At 71.5% G+C, this 19,274-nt stretch carries 18 protein-coding genes; 10 read left to right on the plus strand and 8 right to left on the minus strand.

Going from position 1 to position 19,274, the window contains the following annotated elements; all coding sequences use genetic code 11:
- Positions 1–94: 94 nt before the first annotated feature.
- From V7D28_RS06370 to mutM, 3 genes are read right to left on the minus strand one after another with little or no spacing between them, the layout of a single operon-like run.
- A complete protein-coding gene (locus tag V7D28_RS06370; RefSeq protein ID WP_333586532.1) occupies positions 95–880 on the minus strand; it encodes an enoyl-CoA hydratase in 786 nt (261 codons plus the stop codon).
- A gap of 57 nt (positions 881–937) precedes the next feature.
- On the minus strand, positions 938–1,837 hold the full coding sequence (locus V7D28_RS06375) for a TraB/GumN family protein (RefSeq protein ID WP_333586533.1): 900 nt from the start codon (positions 1,835–1,837) through the stop codon (positions 938–940).
- Between the two features lie 4 nt (positions 1,838–1,841).
- A complete protein-coding gene (gene mutM / locus V7D28_RS06380; protein WP_333586534.1) occupies positions 1,842–2,705 on the minus strand; it encodes a bifunctional DNA-formamidopyrimidine glycosylase/DNA-(apurinic or apyrimidinic site) lyase in 864 nt (287 codons plus the stop codon).
- A 120-nt stretch (positions 2,706–2,825) separates the two neighbouring features.
- Here mutM and V7D28_RS06385 point away from each other — a divergent pair, with 120 nt between their 5' ends.
- Together V7D28_RS06385 and ubiB are read left to right on the plus strand one after the other, a co-directional pair.
- A complete protein-coding gene (locus tag V7D28_RS06385) occupies positions 2,826–3,584 on the plus strand; it encodes a class I SAM-dependent methyltransferase (RefSeq protein WP_333586535.1) in 759 nt (252 codons plus the stop codon).
- A 2-nt stretch (positions 3,585–3,586) separates the two neighbouring features.
- Positions 3,587–5,089: a 2-polyprenylphenol 6-hydroxylase gene (gene ubiB, locus V7D28_RS06390; protein ID WP_333586536.1), complete on the plus strand. Its 1,503-nt coding sequence runs from the start codon at positions 3,587–3,589 to the stop codon at positions 5,087–5,089.
- A gap of 130 nt (positions 5,090–5,219) precedes the next feature.
- On the opposite strand, the gene V7D28_RS06395 is transcribed toward ubiB, so the two are convergent.
- Entirely contained in the window at positions 5,220–5,732 is a 513-nt protein-coding gene (locus V7D28_RS06395; RefSeq protein ID WP_333586537.1) for a hypothetical protein, read from the minus strand.
- Between the two features lie 177 nt (positions 5,733–5,909).
- Between V7D28_RS06395 and coaBC the strand changes: the two genes are divergently transcribed.
- Positions 5,910–7,118, plus strand: a complete 1,209-nt coding sequence (gene coaBC, locus V7D28_RS06400; RefSeq protein ID WP_333586538.1) for a bifunctional phosphopantothenoylcysteine decarboxylase/phosphopantothenate--cysteine ligase CoaBC — start codon at positions 5,910–5,912, stop codon at positions 7,116–7,118.
- Entirely contained in the window at positions 7,115–7,573 is a 459-nt protein-coding gene (gene dut / locus V7D28_RS06405) for a dUTP diphosphatase (protein WP_333586539.1), read from the plus strand. Before coaBC ends, dut begins: the two co-directional genes overlap by 4 nt.
- A gap of 4 nt (positions 7,574–7,577) precedes the next feature.
- Here dut and zwf read toward each other — a convergent pair whose 3' ends face one another.
- A complete protein-coding gene (zwf, locus tag V7D28_RS06410; protein WP_333586540.1) occupies positions 7,578–9,047 on the minus strand; it encodes a glucose-6-phosphate dehydrogenase in 1,470 nt (489 codons plus the stop codon).
- A gap of 159 nt (positions 9,048–9,206) precedes the next feature.
- Here zwf and otsB point away from each other — a divergent pair, with 159 nt between their 5' ends.
- The 4 genes from otsB (at position 9,207) to V7D28_RS06430 (ending at position 15,119) form a co-directional block, all read left to right on the plus strand.
- Positions 9,207–9,956, plus strand: coding sequence for a trehalose-phosphatase (otsB, locus tag V7D28_RS06415; protein WP_333586541.1), 750 nt, complete (start codon positions 9,207–9,209; stop codon positions 9,954–9,956).
- Positions 9,953–11,371: an alpha,alpha-trehalose-phosphate synthase (UDP-forming) gene (locus tag V7D28_RS06420; protein WP_333586542.1), complete on the plus strand. Its 1,419-nt coding sequence runs from the start codon at positions 9,953–9,955 to the stop codon at positions 11,369–11,371. The genes otsB and V7D28_RS06420 overlap by 4 nt, the downstream gene beginning before the upstream one ends.
- A gap of 11 nt (positions 11,372–11,382) precedes the next feature.
- Positions 11,383–14,076, plus strand: coding sequence for a DNA ligase D (gene ligD, locus V7D28_RS06425; protein WP_333586543.1), 2,694 nt, complete (start codon positions 11,383–11,385; stop codon positions 14,074–14,076).
- Positions 14,077–14,165: 89 nt separating this feature from the next.
- Complete coding sequence (locus V7D28_RS06430) at positions 14,166–15,119, plus strand: alpha/beta hydrolase (RefSeq protein ID WP_333586544.1); 954 nt, start codon at positions 14,166–14,168, stop codon at positions 15,117–15,119.
- Positions 15,120–15,133: 14 nt separating this feature from the next.
- Here the strand turns inward: V7D28_RS06430 and V7D28_RS06435 are convergent, their stop codons facing one another.
- Positions 15,134–15,928: a pseudouridine synthase gene (locus V7D28_RS06435; RefSeq protein ID WP_333586545.1), complete on the minus strand. Its 795-nt coding sequence runs from the start codon at positions 15,926–15,928 to the stop codon at positions 15,134–15,136.
- Positions 15,928–16,647, minus strand: coding sequence for a GGDEF domain-containing protein (locus tag V7D28_RS06440; RefSeq protein ID WP_333586546.1), 720 nt, complete (start codon positions 16,645–16,647; stop codon positions 15,928–15,930). Before V7D28_RS06440 ends, V7D28_RS06435 begins: the two co-directional genes overlap by 1 nt.
- A gap of 107 nt (positions 16,648–16,754) precedes the next feature.
- On the opposite strand from V7D28_RS06440, the gene purE reads away from it, so the two are divergent.
- Complete coding sequence (purE, locus tag V7D28_RS06445; RefSeq protein ID WP_333586547.1) at positions 16,755–17,267, plus strand: 5-(carboxyamino)imidazole ribonucleotide mutase; 513 nt, start codon at positions 16,755–16,757, stop codon at positions 17,265–17,267.
- Positions 17,267–18,349, plus strand: a complete 1,083-nt coding sequence (locus V7D28_RS06450; RefSeq protein WP_333586548.1) for a 5-(carboxyamino)imidazole ribonucleotide synthase — start codon at positions 17,267–17,269, stop codon at positions 18,347–18,349. The genes purE and V7D28_RS06450 overlap by 1 nt, the downstream gene beginning before the upstream one ends.
- Before the next feature lie 16 nt (positions 18,350–18,365).
- On the opposite strand, the gene V7D28_RS06455 is transcribed toward V7D28_RS06450, so the two are convergent.
- Positions 18,366–19,043, minus strand: coding sequence for a COQ9 family protein (locus V7D28_RS06455; RefSeq protein WP_333586549.1), 678 nt, complete (start codon positions 19,041–19,043; stop codon positions 18,366–18,368).
- Positions 19,044–19,274 lie beyond the last annotated feature (231 nt).

The raw sequence follows: 19,274 nt of genomic DNA on the forward strand, positions 1-19,274 counted from the left end.
TCGCGCCCGAGCCACTGGCCCCGGCGGTCAAAATCGGAGGCGCGGATATACGGGAAGCTCAGGCCCCGGTCAATGGCGCGGGGCCTGCAGGCCCTCAGCGCCCCTTGAAGTCCGGCTTCCGCTTCTCGACGAAGGCGGCCATGCCCTCCTTCTGGTCCTCGAAGGCGAAGAGGGAGTGGAACAGCCGCCGCTCCACCGCCACCCCGGCCGACAGGGTGGTCTCGTAGGCGGTCTCCACCAGCTCCTTGTTCATCATCACCGCCACGGGGGATTGGGCGGCGATCCTGGCGGCGGCGGCCAGGGCCTCCTCCACCAGCGTGTCGGCGGGAAGGATGCGCGAGACCAGGCCCGCGCGCTCGGCCTCGGCGGCGTCCATCATGCGGCCCGTCAGCACCATCTCCATGGCCTTGGACTTGCCCACGAAGCGGGTCAGGCGCTGGGTGCCGCCGATGCCGGGCATGACGCCGAGATTGATCTCCGGCTGGCCGAACTTCGCCGTGTCGGCGGCCAGGATGAAGTCGCACATCATGGCCAGCTCGCAGCCGCCCCCCAGGGCGAAGCCGGACACCGCGGCGATGATCGGCTTGCGCGCCTGCTCGATGGCCCGGGCCGCGGCGGTGAAGGTGTCGGCCAGGAACATGTCCGCATAGGACTTGTCGGCCATCTCCTTGATGTCGGCGCCGGCGGCGAAGGCCCGCTCCGAGCCGGTGAGGACGAGGCAGCGCACCGCCGCGTCGGCCTCGGCGGCGGAAACCGCCTGGGCCAGTTCCGCCAGCAGGGCCTGGTTCAGGGCGTTCAGCGCCTGGGGCCGGTGGAGGCGGATGAGGGTGACCGGCCCGTGGGCCTCGACGATCAGGGTCTCATAGCTCTGGGCGGACATGGCGGCCTCCGTGCGGTCGGCGTTGGGGCGTTGGGGCGTTCGGGCGTGGACCCGCGATTAAGGCCCTTCGACTTCATAGCCAAGGGCGCGCAGGCGATGGGGCAGGCCATCCTCACCCATCAGGTGGCCCGCGCCCACCACCACCACGGTGCGGCCCGAGCCTTCCAGCCGCGCGTGCAGCTGCGCCACCCAGTCCCGGTTTCGGGCGGTGACCATCCGCTCATAGAGGGCCGGGGCGGCCTGGCGCAGGGGGGTCAGGGTCTCGGCCTCCAGGGCGGCCTGATCCCCGGCCATCCAGGCGGCGATCAGGCGATAGAAAGCCTCGGGGTCCTCCTCCAGCTGGCGCAGGGTCTCGGCCAGGCTCGCGGCCTGCTCGTCCAGGGGGGCGGCGGAGAAGAGCGCGATCTGCTGCTCGGCGCTCTCCAGGGCGCGCCGCTCCACCGCAGCCGGCGCCAGGGCGCTGATCTGGCGCTCCACCCCGTGGGAGATGTCGGCACCCTGGGCGGCCAGCACGCCGGCGGCCACCAGCACCTCGGCGAACCAGGGCTTGAGCTGGGCCAGGGTGGCCATGGGCAGGTCGTGGCGCTGCGCCAGCCGCTGCAGCCGGGCCAGGCTCTCGGGGTCCAGGGTGTCGGCCAGGGCCTGGCCGGGGGGCATCATGCCGTGGCGCAGGGCGAGGGCGGCGGCCTGGGCCTCCGTGCCCGGATCCACCGGCAGCTCGAACCAGAGGTCGTCGGCCTCGGCCAGGGCCGCGTCCAGGGCTTCCGGCCGCCAGTCCAGCCCCGGCGGCAGCACATGGACCGAGCCGAACAGGGTCATTTCGGAATCGGCGTCGCGCACCACCCAGACGGCGGGCCGCGGCTCGGCCTGGACAGGGGCCGGGGCGCAGGCGGCCACCAGGGCCGCCAGGGCCAGGATGAGACCTGGGGCGGCCAGACCTTTGAAGCGGAGACCCATGGAACTACCTCTGACAGCGCGGACAGTAGAAGGTGGAGCGTCCGGCCTGCACCTGGCGGGCGATGGTCCCGCCGCAGCCCGGGTTGCGGCAGGCTTCGCCTTCGCGTCCGTAGGCGGCGAAACTATGTTGGAAATAGCCCAGGGCGCCGTCGGCGGCGGCATAGTCGCGCAAGGTCGACCCGCCCGCGGCGATGGCCGCGGTCAAGACCTCGCGCACGGCCTGGACCAGCAGGGCGAGGCGGGCGCGGCGGATCGATCCGGCCGGCCGAAAGGGCGAGATGCGCGCCTGGTTCAGGGCCTCGCACACATAGATGTTGCCCAGGCCCGCCACGATCCGCTGGTCCAGCAGCAGGGTCTTGGGGCCTTGTCGGCGCCCGGCGAAGGCCCGCGCCAGTTGGTCGGCGTCAAAGGCCTCGGACAGGGGCTCAGGCCCCATGCCGGCAAACCAGGGGTGATGGGCCAGATCTTCTGTGGGAATGAGGCCCATATAGCCGAACCGGCGGGGATCATAATAGGTGACCCGTCCGCCCCCTTCGGTCTCGAAGACCACATGGGCGTGTCGGGGGTCGGGGTCGGCGGCGTAGACGAACCGGCCGGGCCGCTCCGTACCTTGCGGGCGGGCGATCTCGAAGCGTCCGCTCATGCCCAGATGCATGACGAGGGTGTCCCCCCGGTCGGTGGGGGCCAGCACATATTTGGCCCGGCGCGCCAGGGCGCCGATGCGCGCGCCGGACAGGCGCTGGACGAAATCCGGCGGAAAGGGAAAGCGCAGGTCCGGGCGGCGGGCCTCCACGCGGCTCAGACGCTGGCCGTCCAGCACCGGGGCCAGGCCCCGCCGGACGGTTTCGACCTCGGGAAGTTCAGGCATGTCTCTTCGATTGGCAGAGGCGGGCGTCGGGATCAACTTCGCGGGCCGACGGACGATCTCAGGCGCGATCTGAGACGGGCTGTGCTGGCGCCCCGCTCCGCAGAGAGCTAAGACGCCCCCATGACCGGTCCCCACGCCACCTTCGGCTTCCGCGATGTCGCCGCCGATGAGAAGCCGCGCCTGGTGCGCGGCGTGTTCGACAGCGTCGCCAAGCGCTACGACCTGATGAACGACCTGATGAGCGGGGGCGTCCACCGCCTGTGGAAGGACGCCGTGGCCGCCCGGCTCAACCCCCAGCCCGGCGAGGTGATCATCGACTGCGCCGGGGGCACCGGCGACATGGCCCGCCGCTTCGCCCGCATGGCGCGCCGGGCCAAGGCGCGCCGCGGCGGGGACGACGCCCTGATCCACCTGATCGACTACAATGCCGAGATGATCGCCGCCGGCCGCGAGCGGGGCTATGAGCCGGAGATCATCTGGAGCGTGGGCGACGCCCAGCGCCTGCCCCTGCCCGACGCCTTCGCCGACGCCTATGTGATCAGCTTCGGCATCCGCAACGTCACCGATGTCCTGGCCGCCCTGCGCGAGGCCCGCCGCGTGCTCAAGCCCGGCGGCCGCTTCCTGTGCCTGGAATTCTCGCGCCCGGTCACCGAGGCGCTTCAGAAGGCTTATGACGCCTATTCGTTCAAGGTCATCCCCGCCGTGGGCGAGGTGGTGGCCAAGGACCGGGAGTCCTACCAGTATCTGGTTGAAAGCATCCGCCGCTTCCCCGACCAGCGGACCTTCGCTGACATGATGGGGCAGGCAGGCTTTTCCCGAGTCAGCTACACCAACTTCACCGGGGGGGTGGCGGCCCTGCATCAGGGCTGGGCGATCTGAGCATGGCGCGTCCCGCCGCCTATGGCCGGCTCTTCACCGCGGCCTGGACCCTGGCCCGGCATGACGCCCTGCTGCCGGCCGAGCTGGAGGCCCAGTATCCGCCCCCGATCCGCGACCTCGGCCGCGTCCTGCGCCGCCTGGGCGGCAAGGAGGCCAAGAACGGCCGGCCGGGCGAGCGCCTGGCCCGGGCCCTGGTGCAGCTGGGGCCGGTGGCCATCAAGCTGGGACAGCTCTTGTCCACCCGCGCCGACATTTTCGGCGCCCCGTTCGCCGAGGATCTGGCGCGACTGAAGGACCGCCTGCCGGCCTTTCCCGACGCGGTCGCCCGCCGACAGGTGGAGCTGGCCCTGGGCGCGCCGGTGGAGACCCGCTTCGCCGAGTTTGGCGAGGTGGTGGGCGCCGCCTCCCTGGCCCAGGCCCATGCCGCGCGCCTGCATGACGGGCGCAAGGTGGCGGTCAAGGTGCTGCGCCCCGGCGTGGGGGCGCAGGTGGCGCGGGATTCGGCGGCCCTGACGGAGGCCGCCCGGCTGGTGGCCCGCTACGTGCCGGCCGCCCGCCGGCTGGAGCCCGAGGCCTTCGCCCGCACGGTGATCCGGGCTACGGAGCTGGAGCTGGACCTGCGGCTGGAGGCCGCCGGTTGCGACGAGCTGGGCGAGGTCATGGCCCGCGACGGCTATATGAGCGCGCCCAAGGTGATCTGGGAGGGGGTGGGCAAACAGGTCCTGACGCTCGAATGGGCGCAAGGGGCGCCCCTGTCGGACGAGGCGACGCTCGCCCTGCCGGACCTGGACCGCCCGGCGCTCGCGGCCAATCTGCTGCGGGCCTTCCTGTCCCAGGCCCTGGACCACGGGGTGTTCCACGCCGACCTGCACGAGGGCAACCTGTTCGTGGCCGCCCCGGCCCGCATCACGGCGGTGGATTTCGGCATTGTGGGCCGCCTGGGGCCGGAGGAGCGCCGCTACCTCGCCGAGATCCTCTACGGCTTCCTGGAGCGCGACTACGCCAAGGTGGCCGAGATGCACTTCCGGGCGGGCTATGTGCCGGCCCATCACGACCGGGCGGCCTTCGCCCAGGCCCTGCGCGCGGTGGGCGAGCCGGTCTTCGGCCGCTCGGCCAGCGAGGTCTCCATGAGCCGGGTGCTGATCCAGCTCTTCGAGATCACCGCCCTGTTCGACATGCACCTGCGGCCGGAACTGGTGCTGCTGCAGAAGACCATGATGACCGTGGAAGGGGTGGCCCGACGCCTGGACCCCGACTGCGACATCTGGGCGGCCGCCGATCCGGTGGTTCGCCGCTGGATCACCCGCGAACTGGCGCCTCCGGCCCAGGCGCGGCGTCTGGCGCAGGAGACGGTGGACATCATCGCCGGTCTGCGCCGCCGCCTTCAGGCCGAAGAGGTCCAGCCGCCGGCCCCCGTCACGGCCGAACGGGACCCGGCCTGGATGTGGTTCCTGCTGGGCGCGCTCACCGCCGGCGGCGCCTTCCTGCTGGGCGCCCTGGCCTAGAGCGCGTTCCGATAAGTGGGAACCGGTTATCGGCCCACAACGCGCGTTCAACAGGCAAGCTGGGCGGTGATCCGATTTCTTCGTGAAATCGGATCACCGCCTAAGCACGCGCCCAGGGCCGGGGCGCGGGTCAGTCGCCGCGGGTCGCTTCCCGGGCCTTCTGCTCTTCCCAATAGGCGCGGCCGTTGTCGGGCTTGAACATGGTCCGCGGCGCCCCCTGGGCGGTGGCCACGGCGAAGATGTTGGCCTGCGGATCATAGATCAGGGTGTCGCCATTGCCCCGCCGAAGGGTCTCGGCCCCGGCCGGCGGCGAGTTGACGAAGGCGTGGGCCTTGCGGACGAAGTCGTCCAGGCTGGCGGCGCCAAAGGTCTCGCCATTGCGCGCATAGGCCCGCTCGGCGTTCTCCTGGGCGGTGTAGCGCTGGGTCTCCGACCACATGGGCCGGCCGTCCACCTGCGGGACGGGGCTGCGGCCCGATCGCGCGTCCGGCCCCGGCGCCCGGGCCACGGCGTCCTGGCCCGCCGCATCGGCCGAGGGCGCCCCCGCCGGCGCCTGGGCCGGCTGCACCGCCGAGGGGCCGTTGTCGCAGGCGCTCAGCATCAACAGGCTGGCCGAAGCGGCCAGCAGAACCGAAACTCGCATCCTCATCACCCTTCCCCTCACAACCGGTCCCCTTTGGGCCTTTGCCATCTCGCCTTGTCACCCGGGCCGCGCTCAGCCCCAGGCTGCGCCGGAACGAACAAAGAACATGGCGGAGATTTTGTCCAGAGCCCATATGCGGCTATAGCCACATCCAAGCTTGAAGGGGGGCCGGCCGCCTTGTCGGAACAGCGCGTTCTACTGATCGTCGGGGGCGGCATCGCCGCCTACAAAGCCCTGGAGCTCACCCGGCTGCTGCGCAAGGCCGGGGTGGCGGTGCGGCCCATCCTCACCGCCGCGGGCGCCCAGTTCGTCACCCCGCTCTCCCTCTCGGCCCTGGCCGAGGACAGGGTCTATTCCGAGCTCTTCTCCCTCACCGACGAGGCCGAGATGGGCCATATCGAGCTTTCCCGCTCGGCCGACCTCGTTGTGGTGGCGCCGGCCACCGCCGACCTCATGGCCAAGGCGGCCAACGGTCTGGCGGGCGACCTGGCCTCCACCACCCTGCTGGCCACCGACAAACCCGTGCTCATGGCGCCGGCCATGAATGTGCGCATGTGGGAGCATCCGGCCACAAGGCGGAACCTCGCCGTCCTGAAGGCTGACGGCGTGGCCTTCGTGGGGCCGGACGAGGGGGCCATGGCCTGCGGGGAGTTCGGGTTTGGCCGCATGGCCGAGCCCCAGGCCATCTTCGAGGCGATCATGGCGCGGCTGGCCGGTCCGGCGCCCAGGCCCCAGTTGGGACCCTTGGCGGGTCGTCGGGCCATCGTCACCGCCGGCCCCACGGCCGAGCCCATCGATCCGGTGCGCTATCTGACCAACCGGTCCAGCGGCAAGCAGGGCTACGCCATCGCCGAGGCCCTGGCCGCCCTGGGCTGCGAGGTGACCCTGGTCTCCGGCCCCACCGCCCTGCGGGCGCCGGCCGGCGTGCGCCGGGTGGAGGTGGAGACCGCCCGCCAGATGCTGGCCGCCTGCCAGGCGGCCCTGCCCGCCGACCTGGCCGTCTGCGTGGCCGCCGTGGCCGACTGGCGCCCGGCGCAGGAAGGGGCGGTGAAGATCAAGAAGGGGACCGACGGGCCGCCGCCCATCGCCCTGGTGGAGAACCCCGACATCCTGGCCACCCTGTCCGCGCCGGGCCCTGGCCGCCCGCGCCTGGTGGTGGGCTTCGCCGCCGAGACCAACGATGTGGAGGCCTACGCCCAGGCCAAGCTTCAGCGGAAGGGCTGCGACTGGATCGTGGCCAATGACGTCAGCATCGAAGGGACCATGGGCGGGGACGACAACGCCGTCTCCATCGTCACCGGCCAGGGGGTGGAACGCTGGGATCGCACGGCCAAATCCGAAGTCGCGGCCCGTCTGGCCGCCCGCATGGCGCAGGAGCTTTCGTGACCGCCCCGACCATCAAGATCACCCGCCTGGCGCACAATGCCGACCTGCCGCTGCCGGCCTATGAGACGGCCCTGGCGGCGGGCATGGACCTGCGCGCCGCCGTGCCCGCCGAGGCGCCGGTGGTGCTGCGGCCCATGGAGCGGGCCATGATCCCCACGGGCCTGGCCATGGCCCTGCCGGCGGGCTTCGAGGGCCAGGTGCGGCCCCGCTCGGGCCTGGCGGCCAAGTCCGGGATCACCTGCCTCAATTCGCCGGGCACGGTGGACGCCGACTATCGGGGCGAGATGAAGGTCATACTGATCAATCTGGGCGAGGAAGACTTCACCATCCGCCGGGGCGACCGCATCGCCCAGCTGGTGATCGCCCCGGTCATCCAGGCCGCCTGGGATGAGGTGGACGCCCTGGACGAGACGGCTCGCGGCTCGGGGGGCTTCGGCTCCACCGGCCAGGGCTGAGGCGTCAGTCGGACCAGGCCCGGCCGGCCCGCTCGATCAGGGCGAAGGCGCCGGCCGGCCCCCAGCTGCCGGCGGGATAGGGCTTGGGCGCCATGGCCGCCTCGCCCCAGGCCTCGGCGATGCCGTCCACCCAGCGCCAGGCCTCCTCCACCTCGTCGCGACGGACGAAGAGGGCGCTGTTGCCGACGATCACGTCCAGCAGCAGGCGCTCATAGGCGATCCGCCGCCGGGCGTTGGGGCCGGAATAGGCCTTCAGCAGGGACAGGGACAGGGGCAGGGACTGCAGGCGCATGCCCCTCTGGCTGATGCCGGGCGCCTTGTTCATCAAGATCAGCTCGATGTCCTCATCGGGCTGCAGGTCGATGACCAGGCGGTTGGCGATGAGGTCTCCGTCGGCCGCCCCGCCGAAGATGGAGTGGGGCACGCCCTTGAACTGGATGGCGATCTGGGTGCGCCGTTCGGGCAGGCGCTTGCCCGTACGCAGGAAGAAGGGGACGCCCGCCCACCGCCAGTTGTCGATATCCACCCGCAGGGCGACGAAGGTCTCGGTCTCGCTGGCCGCTCCGCGCTCGGTCTCATAGGCCTCGGCGGCCTGGCCCTGGGCGACGCCGGCGGCGTACTGGCCGCGCACGCTGGCGGCCACGGCCTCGTGGCGGCTGAAGCGGCGCAGGGAGCGCAGCACCTTGACCTTCTCGTTGCGCAGGGAGTCGGCGTCCATGTCCGAGGGCGGCTCCATGGCCACCAGGCAGAGCAGCTGCAGGACGTGGTTCTGCACCATGTCGCGCAGGGCGCCGTACTCGTCATAATAGGGCCAGCGCTCGCCCACCCCTTCGGTCTCGGCCACGGTGATCTGCACGTGGTCGATGGTCAGGTTGTTCCACAGGGGCTCGAACAGGGTATTGGCGAACCGGAGCGCGATGAGGTTCTGGACCGTCTCCTTGCCCAGATAGTGGTCGATGCGGAACACCTGCTCTTCGGTGAAGGCCTCGGCCAAGGCGTCGTTGATCCGCTGCGAGGAGGCGAGATCGCGGCCGATGGGCTTTTCCAGCACGATGCGGCTGGCTGGCGTCGCCAGGCCGCAGGCCGCCAGGGCCCGGCCCACCCCGATATAGAGGCTGGGCGACAGGGCCAGGTAGAAGATCGGCGCCCGGGCGTCCCCCAGGGCTTCCACAATGGCCTTCAGGCTCTCAGGGTCGGTGGCGTCCACGGCGCGATAGTCGATCCGGGCCGAAAACCGCGCCCACGCGTCTGGGTCCACGGCGGTGGGCTGGGCGCGGGCGATCACCGCCTCGCGCACCTCCTCGCGGAAGGCATCCGGCGTCAGGGCGCTGCGGGCCGCGGCGATGATGCGGAAGCCGTCCGGCAGGAAGCCGTCGGCGTCGAGGAAATAGAGGGAGGGAAACAGCATCCGCAGGGCGAGGTCGCCGGCGCCTCCAAACAGGACGATCGCGTCGGCTTCAGGGGCCTTGGGCATGACATCTCCTTGGCGGCGACTCGAGGGCGCGCTGCCCCAACGTCATGACCGGGATTGCGGTTCGTCGTGTCGCGCGGACTTTCCCCTATCCTCGCGCTCCTCGGGAGCCAAGCCGAACCTGCGGCGTTAGAGGCCTCGCAAGGGGGATGGTTCCAAAGTATGACGGTATGTGACGCCTTGATGGCCATCGAGCGCCCGCCCCGGCTCAATCTGACGGGGCACGCCCTGTTCCTGGACCTCGACGGCACGCTGGCGCCCATCGCGCCCCGACCGCAGGATGTGGGTCCCGAGCCCCGACGAACCCAGATCCTGACCCGCCTGGGCGCCGCCATGGACGGTCGGCTGGCGGTGCTGTCTGGCCGCACCCTGGCCGAGATCGATCACATACTCGAGGGTGCGGTGACCCCGGTGGCCGCCGTCCACGGGCTGGACCGCCGGACGCCGGACGGGACCTATCGTCCGGCGACGCCGCACCCGGGCCTGGCCCGGGCGGTGACGGCCTTTCATCGCCTAGCCGCCGCCGATCCGCAGTTGCTGGTGGAGGAAAAGGGGCTCAGCGCGGCCCTGCACTACCGCCTCGCCCCCCATCAGGAGGCCGCCGCCCGGGCGCTGGCGCAGGATCTGGCGGGGGAGACGGGCCTGACCCTGCAGCCGGGCCACATGGTGGTGGAGCTGCGCAGCCCCGGCCCCGACAAGGGTGACAGCCTGGACGACTTCATGGCGCTGCCGCCTTTCGCGGGCGCGGCCCCGGTGTTCGTGGGCGATGATCTCACCGATGAGCCGGCCTTTGAGGCCGCCGTGCGGCGAGGGGGCTTCGGCGTTCTGGTGGGGCCTGTGCGGAACACCGCGGCCCGCTTCCGGTTGGAGCATGTGGACGCCGTGCTCGACTGGCTGGAGGCCGCCCTGTGACCCGCCTCATCGTCATCTCCAATCGCGTGACCCCGCCGGTGGGCAAGGGCGAGGAGAGCGTGGGCGGACTGGCCATGGCGCTGGCCGCGGCTCTGCGGGAGTATTCCGGCCTGTGGTTTGGCTGGAGCGGACGGACCACGCCGCAGTTCAGCGGCCAGCTGGCCATGCGCCGGGTGGAAGGGGTGACCATCGCCACGGTGGACCTGGAGCCCGGCGATGTGGAGGAATATTACAACGGCTACGCCAACAAGACGCTGTGGCCCCTGTTCCACTACCGGGTGGACCTGACCGCCTATGACCGGGCCTTCGACGCCGGCTATCAGCGGGTCAACCGGCGCTTCGCCGAGACCATCGGCCCGCTGATCGAGCCCGACGACCTGATCTGGGTCCACGACTACCACATGATCCCGCTGGCCCGGGAGCTGCGCCGCCTGGGGGTGAAGAACCGGATCGGCTTCTTCCTGCACATTCCCTGGCCGGCCCACCAGCTGCTGGTCACCCTGCCGACCCACAAGGCGCTGGTGGAATCCCTGTTCGACTATGACCTGCTGGGCTTCCAGACCCCGGAATACGCCACGGCCTTCGAGGAATATGTCCTGGCCGAGGCCGGGGGCGGCCGGACCGAGGACGGACGTCTGACCGCCTTCGGGCGGACGGTGGAGTACGGCGCCTTTCCCATCGGCATCGATGCGGCCGACTTCGCCGACATGCTGGGCGCCGAGCGGGCGGGCCGGACCTATGACCGGATGGTGGCCCACACCGTCTTCCGCAAGCTGATCGTCGGCGTGGATCGGCTGGACTATTCCAAGGGACTGGAGGAGCGGTTCGCCGGCTTCGAACGCTTCCTGGCCGACAATCCCGATCTGCGCCGCGAGGTGCTGATGGTGCAGGTGGCGCCGGTCAGCCGCGAGGCGGTGGAGACCTATCAGGAGATCCGCGGCCGGCTGGACGCGCTCAGCGGCCGCATCAACGGCGCCCATGCGGACCTGGCCTGGAACCCCCTGCGGTGCGTCAACCGCAACTATCGCCGCGACGAACTGGCGGGGCTTTACCGGGCGGCCAAGGTGGGGCTGGTGACGCCCCTGCGCGATGGGATGAACCTGGTGGCCAAGGAATATGTGGCCGCCCAGGACCCGGCCGATCCCGGCGTGCTGGTCCTGTCGCGCTTCGCCGGCGCGGCGGGCCAGATGCCCGAGGCCCTGATCGTCAATCCGAACAGTCCCGAGGAGATCTCCGAGGCCCTGAAGCGGGCGCTGACCATGCCCCTGGAGGAGCGGCTCGCCCGCTGGCGCGCCCTGTTCAAGCGCGTGCGGAGCGAGGATGTGAGCGCCTGGCGCGACGCCTTTGTGGACGCCCTGGCCGGTCGGCCCGCAGAGGTCGTCGCGGCGAAGACGCCGCCGGCCCTGGCCAGCTGAGGGCCGCGCCCATGGCCGAAAAGCTCGCGAAGTATCGCCAGATGCGGGACTTCGAGAAGACCGCCGAGCCCTCCGGCCAAAATCCGGTGCAGGCCTCCAACCGCCTGCGCTTCGTCATTCAGAAGCACGCCGCCACCCGCCTGCACTATGACTTCCGCCTGGAGCTGGACGGGGTGTTCAAGTCCTGGGCGGTGACCCGCGGCCCCTCCCGCGATCCCGCCGACAAGCGCCTGGCCGTGGCCACCGAGGACCACCCTCTGGACTATGGGGATTTCGAGGGGACTATCCCCAAGGGTCAGTATGGCGGCGGTTCGGTCATGCTGTGGGACCGGGGCTATTGGGCGCCCGAACCGGGCGTGGACCCGCACAAGGCGCTGAAGGCCGGCGAGCTGAAGTTCGTGCTGGAGGGCGAGCGCCTGCGGGGCGGCTGGGTGCTGGTGCGGATGAAGCGCGACCGCACCGGCGGCAAGCGCGAGAACTGGCTGCTGATCAAGCACCGCGACGAGGGCGTCGTGGAGGGCGACCGTCTGCTGGAAGAGGCCGTCACCTCCATCGCCTCGGGTCGGGAGATGGCGGCGATCACCGCCGGAACGGGCCGTCGCCCCAAGCCCTTCATGGCCGGCCGGTCCAAGGCCGCCGCCCGCGCCGACGCTGTGTGGGCGTCCGAGCCCAAGCCGACCATGTCCCCTCCGGCGAAGACGGTCAGGGCGAAGCCGGTCGGGGCGAATGCGGCCAAGGCTGCGCCGGCGCAGAAGAAGCCGAACAAGGCCTCGGGCCTTCCCGACTTCATCGAGCCCCAGCTCTGCAAGAGCGTCGAACGGCCGCCCCAGGGCAAGGGCTGGGGGCATGAGATCAAGTTCGACGGCTACCGGCTTCAACTGCGGGTCAAGGACGGCCAGGCCCGGCTGAAGACGCGCAAGGGTCTGGACTGGACGCCCCAGTTCCAGGCCATCGCCGACCAGGCTCAGGTCCTGCCCGACGGCCTCTATGACGGGGAGGCCGTGGCCCTGGACGAGAACGGCGCCCCGGACTTTCCCGCCCTGCAGGCCGCCCTGTCGGAGGGCCGCAGCCAGGACCTGATCTTCTTCGCCTTCGACGCCCTCTTCCTGGACGGCGAGGACCTGCGGCCGCTGGCCTTGAGGGCGCGGAAGGCCCGGCTGGAAGCGGTGCTGACAAAGGCCGCCAAGGGACTGAAGGGGCAGATTCGCCCGGTGGCCCACTTCGAGAGCGCCGGCGACGCCGTGCTGCAATCGGCCTGCCGCCTCGCCCTGGAAGGGGTCGTCTCCAAGCGCCTGGACGCGCCCTACCGCTCGGGCCGGGGGGATGACTGGCAGAAGTCCAAGTGCCGGGCGGGTCATGAGGTGGTGATCGGCGGCTGGACGGGCGCCAAGGGCCAGCTCCGGTCCCTGCTGGCTGGTGTCTATCGCGGCGATCATCTGGTCTATGTGGGGCGGGTGGGCACGGGCTTCGGGGCCGCCACCGTCGCCCGGGTGCTGCCGAAGCTTGAGGCCCATGCCGCCCGAACGAGCCCCTTCTCCGGACCCGGCGCCCCGCGCAAGGGCGAGGGTGTGAACTGGGCGAAGCCCGAGCTGGTGGCCGAGATCGAGTTCGCGGGCTGGACGGGCGGGGGCATGGTGCGCCAGGCCGCCTTCAAGGGCCTGCGGGCCGACAAGCCCGCCGCCGAGGTGGAGGCCGAAACCCCGGAACCCGCCCGGAGCGCCAGGCTCGCAGAGCCCAGCCCCGCCACGGTCCAACCTGACAAGCCCAAACCCGCCAGGCCTGCGCGGAAGCCCGCGCCGGCGGGTGCGACCACGGTCATGGGGGTGGTCATCTCCAGCCCGGACAAGGCGCTCTGGCCCCGGTCGGCCGACCAGGACGCGCCCCTGACCAAGACCGATCTCGCCCGCTATTTCGAAGCCGTCGGTCCCTGGATGCTGGACCATATCCGTGGCCGGCCCTGCTCCATCATCCGCGCCCCGGACGGGATCGGCGGACAGACCTTTTTCCAGCGCCATGCGGGCAAGGGCGCCTCCAACCTGATCGCCCAGGTCCAGGTGGAGGGCGACAAGCAGCCCTATCTGCAGATCGACCGGGTCGAGGCCCTGGCGGCCCTGGCCCAGATGGGCGCCATCGAGCTGCACCCCTGGAACTGCCGAGAGGGGGATCCTGAGCGGCCCGGACGCCTGGTCTTCGACCTGGACCCGGGGCCGGGCGTGACCTTCGACGATGTGGTGCAGGCCGCCCGCGACGTGAAAGAACGGCTGGAGGCCCTGGGCCTTGTGGCCTTCTGCAAGACCACCGGCGGCAAGGGGCTCCATGTGGTGACCCCCCTGGCCAAGGCGCGCGGCCTGGACTGGGAGGCGGCCAAGGGTTTCGCCCAGGGCCTGGCCCAGCGCATGGCCGCCGATGACCCCGATCTCTATGTGGCGGTGATGTCCAAGGCCAGGCGGGAGGGCCGGATCTTCGTGGACTATCTGCGCAATTCCAGACTGGCCACGGCGGTGGCGCCCCTGTCGCCCCGGGCGCGGGAGGGGGCCGGCGTCTCCATGCCCCTCACCTGGGGCCAGGTGCGCAAGGGCCTGGACCCCCTGCGCTTCACCGTGCGCACGGTTCCCGCCCTGCTGGCCAGGACGGAGGCCTGGGCCGACTATGCGGACGCCGAACGGCCCCTGGCGCCGGCCATCCGCAAGCTCGCCCGCAGCTGACACGCGGCGCGCCCGCGCCAACCCTTTGCGCCGGCGCCCCGGCCTGCCAAGGTGGGCGCCCACAGCGACGGGAGGCGGAGGAGACGACCATGGCCGGCAGCCGACATCTGGTGGATCCGCAACTCCTGCCCCTGCTCGACACCCTGCCGGCGGTGGAGCTGAGCGAGGCCCTTCTGCCCTTCATGCGCGGCCGGCCGGTGCGGTTCACCGTCCGTCCTGAGGACGTGGCGCGCACCGACCTGACGATCCTGCGCATTCCGGGCCCGCCCGGCGCGCCGGAGGTGGAGGTGCGCTTCTACCGGCCCAAGGGACTGACGGGCGCCGCCCCCTGCATTCTGCACATCCACGGGGGCGGCTATGTCGCGGGCTCGAGCGCGGACAATGAGGCCGTGCACCGGCCCCTGGCGGCGGACCTGGCCTGCTGCATCGCCTCGGTGGAGTACCGCCTGGCGCCGGAGACCCCCTTTCCGGGTCCGGTGGAAGATTGTTACGCGGCCCTGGCCTGGCTGAACCGGGAGGCTGAAAGCCTGTCCGTCGATCCCACGCGCATCGGCGTCATGGGCGAGAGCGCCGGCGGCGGACTGGCCGCGGCCCTGGCCCTGCTGGCCAGGGACCGGGGGGACTATCGCCTGGCCTTCCAGCACCTGATCTATCCGATGATCGACGACCGCACCTGTGTCCATCCCGACCCGCACCCCTATGCGGGGGAGTTCGTCTGGACGCCCCAGGCCAATCATTTCGGTTGGTCGAGCCTGCTGGGCGGCCCGCCGGGGGGCGAGGGGGTCTCGCCCTATGCGGCCGCGGCCCGGGCGCAGGACCTGTCGGGGCTGCCGCCCACCTTCATCTCCACCGGGGCCCTCGACCTCTTCCTGGAGGAGGACCTGGCCTACGCCCAGAGGCTCCTGCGGGCGGGCGTGCCGGTGGAGCTGCACGTCTATCCCGGCGCCTTCCACGGCTTCCAGTGGGCGCCGGAGGCCACGGTGAGCCAGACCGCCGTCCGCGACAGCCGCGCGGCCCTGGCGCGCGCCCTCGCGCCCGCCTGAACGCGCTCAAGTCTCTAGCGTCTGGCCCGTCGCGGACGGGCCGGCGCGTCGCCCCGCAGCAGAGCCTCCCGCTCGGCTGAGGTGATGGGGCGCCAGCGGCCCTCGGGCAGGTCGCCCAGCTTCAGGGGGCCGATCCGCAGGCGATAGAGGTCGATCACGCTCAGGCCCACCAGGTCGCACATGCGACGGATCTGGCGATTGCGTCCTTCGCGCAGGATGAAGCGCAGCCTCTGCTCGCCGGCCAGGCTGATCTTGGCGGGCTTGAGGGGGCGGCCGTCCAGCTCCAGGCCGTGGCGCAGGCGGGCCAGGACCGGCTCGCCCACATCCCCGCGCACGCGGACCAGATACTCCTTCTCCATGTCCGCCTCGGGCCCGATCACCGCCTTGGTGAGGACCCCGTCCTCCGACAGCAGCAGAAGCCCGCGGCTGTCCTGGTCCAGCCGGCCGATGGGCGCCAGGCGCCGCTCCGGGCCGGGGATGTCGTCGCTCTCGCCGAACAGGGTCTTGGCCGACAGCAGACGGGCGGCGGGGACCTGGCCGGCCTCCGGCTGGGCGGAGACATAGCCCGCGGGCTTGTTGAGGATGACGGTGAGCTGGCGCTCCAGCCTGGCCTGCGCCTGATCGTCCAGGGTGAGTTTCTGGCCGGGGCTGATCTTGCGGCCGGGATCGTCCACCCGCTCCCCGTCGATGAACACCTGGCCCGCGGCGATGAGGGCCTCGGCCTCCCGGCGGGAGCAGACGCCCGACTGGGCCAGCCAACGGTTCACCCGCTGAGGCTCGGCCTCCTCATAGGTCTTCGACCAGGCCATCAGCCGCCGTGGCGCTCGCGCTTGCGCAGGAACATGGCGGCGTCGGCCTCGGCCACGATGGACTCCGCGTCGCCCTCGGCCGGAATCTCGCGCACCCCGTAGGACAGGTGGATGGGCGCCGACCAGTCGCCGAACTGGATCGGCGAGGATTCCAGGGTCCGGGCCAGGGCCTCGGCCTTGGCTTCCGCCGTACGCTGGGTGGCCTGGACCAGCAGCACGGCGAATTCGTCGCCGCCCATGCGGGCGACGATGTCGCTCTCGCGCACCAGGCCGGTCAGCCGCTCGGCGATGGTCTTCAGGGCCGCGTCGCCGGCCGCATGGCCGAAGCGGTCATTGATGCTCTTGAAGTCGTCCAGGTCGAAATAGATCAGGCTGGCCGGCGAGCTGTAGCGCCGGGAGAAGGTCTGGACCCGCGCCAGCTCGCGCATGAAGGCCCGGCGGTTGAGCAGGGGGGTGAGGGGATCGCGGTCGGCCAGGCCCTCGGCCTCGGCCAGCTTGGCCTTCAGGCGGGCCACCTCGCCGCGCAGGTCGTCGATTTCGGTGAGCAGGGTGGTGAGCGCCCCGCGCACCGCCGGCGTCATCTCCGCCTCGCTGACCCCCAGAAAGCCGGCCTGATCCACCGGCAGGGCGCGCGCCGCCGCCGACTGGGCGCCGGCCTGGGCCAGGGCCCGCTTGCGGATGGCCGCAAAGGGTTCGTTGCGCGCGCCTGTGATCTTCATGGCGGGAGAATCACCTCAGCTTAACCATAAGAATCGTAGTCGCGATCGGTTGCGGGCGCAAAGGCGGCGCCTATACTCCGCGCCTTTCCGATGAAGGGGCCCATTGGATGGCCAGTTCCCCCCCCGCCGGCGCGAGCCGATGCGCACCTGTCGCCATCATCATGGGCAGTCGATCGGACTGGCCCACCATGCGGTACGCCGCCGAGCAGCTGGACGCCCTGGGGGTCGCCTGGGAGGCCAAGGTGGTCTCCGCCCACCGCACGCCCCAGCGGCTCTATGACTTCGCCACCACCGCCAAGGCCAAGGGCTATCAGGTGATCATCGCCGGCGCCGGGGGCGCCGCCCACCTGCCGGGCATGACCGCCTCCATGACCGAACTGCCCGTTCTCGGCGTGCCGGTGGAATCCAAGGCGCTCAAGGGCATGGACAGCCTCCTGTCCATCGTCCAGATGCCCGGCGGCATTCCGGTGGCCACCCTGGCCATCGGCGAGGCCGGGGCCAAGAACGCGGGCATACTGGCCGCGCGCATCCTGGCCCTGTCCGACCCGGCCCTGTCCGAACGCCTGACCGTGCTGGCGCAGGCCCTGGCCGAGGCCGTGGCCGAGACGGTGGAAGACTGATGGAACACGGCTTCCCCCTCCCGCCGGGCGCCGTCATCGGCATTCTGGGCGGGGGGCAACTGGGCCGCATGCTGGCCCTGGCCGCCGCCCGGCTGGGTTTCGACGTGGCCATCCTCACGCCCGAGACCGACGCCCCGGCCAGCCGCGTGGCGCGCCAGACCCTGGTGGGCGCCTATGACGACCCCGACGCCCTGGCCCGGCTGGCCGACCTGTCGGACGTCATCACCTATGAGTTCGAGAACGTGCCGGCTGCCGCCGTGGAGCGGCTCAAGGCCCTGGGCGCGCCCGTGGCGCCCAGCGGTCTGGCCCTGGCCGTGGCCCAGGACCGGGTGGCGGAGAAGACCTTCCTCAACGAGGCCGGGGTGCGGACCGTGGCCTTCGCCACCGTGGACAGCGAGGACGAGGCCCTCGAGGCCGCCCGGCTGATCGGCGTTCCGGCCCTGATGAAGACCCGCCGGGAGGGTTATGACGGCAAGGGCCAAGCCTGGGTGGAGCACGCCGCCGACGCCGGGGCGGTCTTTGCGGGCCTGGGGGGCGTCCCCTGCATCCTCGAGGCGCCGGCCGACTTCACCCGGGAGCTGTCCATCATCGCCGCCCGCGGGCGCGACGGCGCCCTGGCGGTCTATCCCCTGGGGGAGAACCACCACGAGGGCGGCGTCCTGCGCCGGACCGTGGCGCCGGCGCCCGCCGCCGCGGCCCTGGTGGACCAGGCCGAGCGGATCGCCGCCCAGATCCTCGGGCGCCTGGACTATGTGGGGGTCATCGGCATCGAGCTGTTCGAGCTGGCCGACGGCCGCCTGCTGGCCAATGAGATCGCGCCGCGGGTGCACAATACCGGCCACTGGACTCAGGACGGCTGCGAGGTGTGCCAGTTCGAGCAGCATATCCGCGCCGTCGCCGGCTGGCCGCTGGGTCCCACCGCCGCACACGCCCGGGTGGAGATGGTCAATCTGCTGGGGGCGGAGGCGGAAGCCTGGCTCAAGCTGGCCGGAGAGGCCGAGACGCGGCTGCACCTCTATGGCAAGCGCGAGGCCCTGCCCGGCCGCAAGATGGGCCATGTGAACCGTCTCTCGCCGCTTTGAGGGGCGAGGCGGGCCTTCAGCGGCTGTAGCGCAGGCGGCCCAGGGTTTCGGCCAGACCCTTCACCGCCTCGGTGGGCCGCAGACGGGTGGTGGCCTTCCACATCTCGAAGCGCATCACATTGGCGATGCGGGCGTCGACGAAGGCCATGGCCGCGCCGCGGCCCGAGGCCATGTGGATGGCCAGGGCGCCGGTGAGCATGGCCGAGAGGATGGCGCGCTTGGAATAGTGGTTCTCGTCGGTGGCCGTATCGCCCGCCCAGCGCCACAGGCGGTCGGCGCTTTCCCAGGCCAGCCGCCCGGCCAGGGGCAGGTTCTGCGGCAGGGCCAGGAAGCCGGCGCAGCGGCGCAGGGCGGCCTCGTCCAGCATGGCGACGTCCAGGCGGGTCTCCACCGCCGTGCGGATGCGTTCGCGGATCTTCAGGGTCTGCGGGTCCAGGCCGCCCAGCTGGGCCAGGGCGCGGGCGTCGTGGCGCCGGGACAGAAGCGCGGCCAGGTCGGCCGGGCCGTTGGGCAGCAGAAGCTCCACCTCGCCGGGCGACAGCCCCGCCTCGGCCCCGGCCCGCAGGGCCAGGCGCCGGGTCCAGCCCTCGGCGGCGGCCAGGGGCAGGGCGGCCAGCAGAACTTTCTCCTCGGTGTCGCGCGCCCAGGCGTCGGTGTCGGGGCGCGGATCGGCGGCGGCGTCGGGCTTGGTCATGGGGCTGCAGTCTAGCCCTTGAAAAGGCGGCCGTCTTGCGTGGACATCGGCTGAGCCTTCTGTTATCTGACCGCCCTTCGGCTCCGGAGGCGGCTGCTTTCGGGGCTCATCGGTATTGGTTCCAACGCCGCCGCCACGCGCAGGCCGGCGCGACAGGCTGGAAGGCAGGAGAGAGTCCCCTGGTTCAGATTTTCGTCCGCGACAACAACGTCGATCAGGCCCTCAAGGCGC

Origin of the sequence: Phenylobacterium sp., from assembly GCF_036723115.1 — a bacterium.
Classification (GTDB): domain Bacteria; phylum Pseudomonadota; class Alphaproteobacteria; order Caulobacterales; family Caulobacteraceae; genus Phenylobacterium.

Coding starts and splice junctions, on each gene's coding strand:
- V7D28_RS06385 (WP_333586535.1), top strand. CDS start 2,826: ATGACCGGTCCCCACGCCACCTTCGGCTTCCGCGATGTCGCCGCCGAT.
- mutM (WP_333586534.1), bottom strand. CDS start 2,705: ATGCCTGAACTTCCCGAGGTCGAAACCGTCCGGCGGGGCCTGGCCCCG.
- V7D28_RS06395 (WP_333586537.1), bottom strand. CDS start 5,732: ATGCGAGTTTCGGTTCTGCTGGCCGCTTCGGCCAGCCTGTTGATGCTG.
- V7D28_RS06435 (WP_333586545.1), bottom strand. CDS start 15,928: ATGGCCTGGTCGAAGACCTATGAGGAGGCCGAGCCTCAGCGGGTGAAC.
- purE (WP_333586547.1), top strand. CDS start 16,755: ATGGCCAGTTCCCCCCCCGCCGGCGCGAGCCGATGCGCACCTGTCGCC.
- zwf (WP_333586540.1), bottom strand. CDS start 9,047: ATGCCCAAGGCCCCTGAAGCCGACGCGATCGTCCTGTTTGGAGGCGCC.
- V7D28_RS06440 (WP_333586546.1), bottom strand. CDS start 16,647: ATGAAGATCACAGGCGCGCGCAACGAACCCTTTGCGGCCATCCGCAAG.
- V7D28_RS06370 (WP_333586532.1), bottom strand. CDS start 880: ATGTCCGCCCAGAGCTATGAGACCCTGATCGTCGAGGCCCACGGGCCG.
- V7D28_RS06375 (WP_333586533.1), bottom strand. CDS start 1,837: ATGGGTCTCCGCTTCAAAGGTCTGGCCGCCCCAGGTCTCATCCTGGCC.
- V7D28_RS06430 (WP_333586544.1), top strand. CDS start 14,166: ATGGCCGGCAGCCGACATCTGGTGGATCCGCAACTCCTGCCCCTGCTC.
- V7D28_RS06455 (WP_333586549.1), bottom strand. CDS start 19,043: ATGACCAAGCCCGACGCCGCCGCCGATCCGCGCCCCGACACCGACGCC.
- ligD (WP_333586543.1), top strand. CDS start 11,383: ATGGCCGAAAAGCTCGCGAAGTATCGCCAGATGCGGGACTTCGAGAAG.
- otsB (WP_333586541.1), top strand. CDS start 9,207: ATGACGGTATGTGACGCCTTGATGGCCATCGAGCGCCCGCCCCGGCTC.
- V7D28_RS06450 (WP_333586548.1), top strand. CDS start 17,267: ATGGAACACGGCTTCCCCCTCCCGCCGGGCGCCGTCATCGGCATTCTG.
- ubiB (WP_333586536.1), top strand. CDS start 3,587: ATGGCGCGTCCCGCCGCCTATGGCCGGCTCTTCACCGCGGCCTGGACC.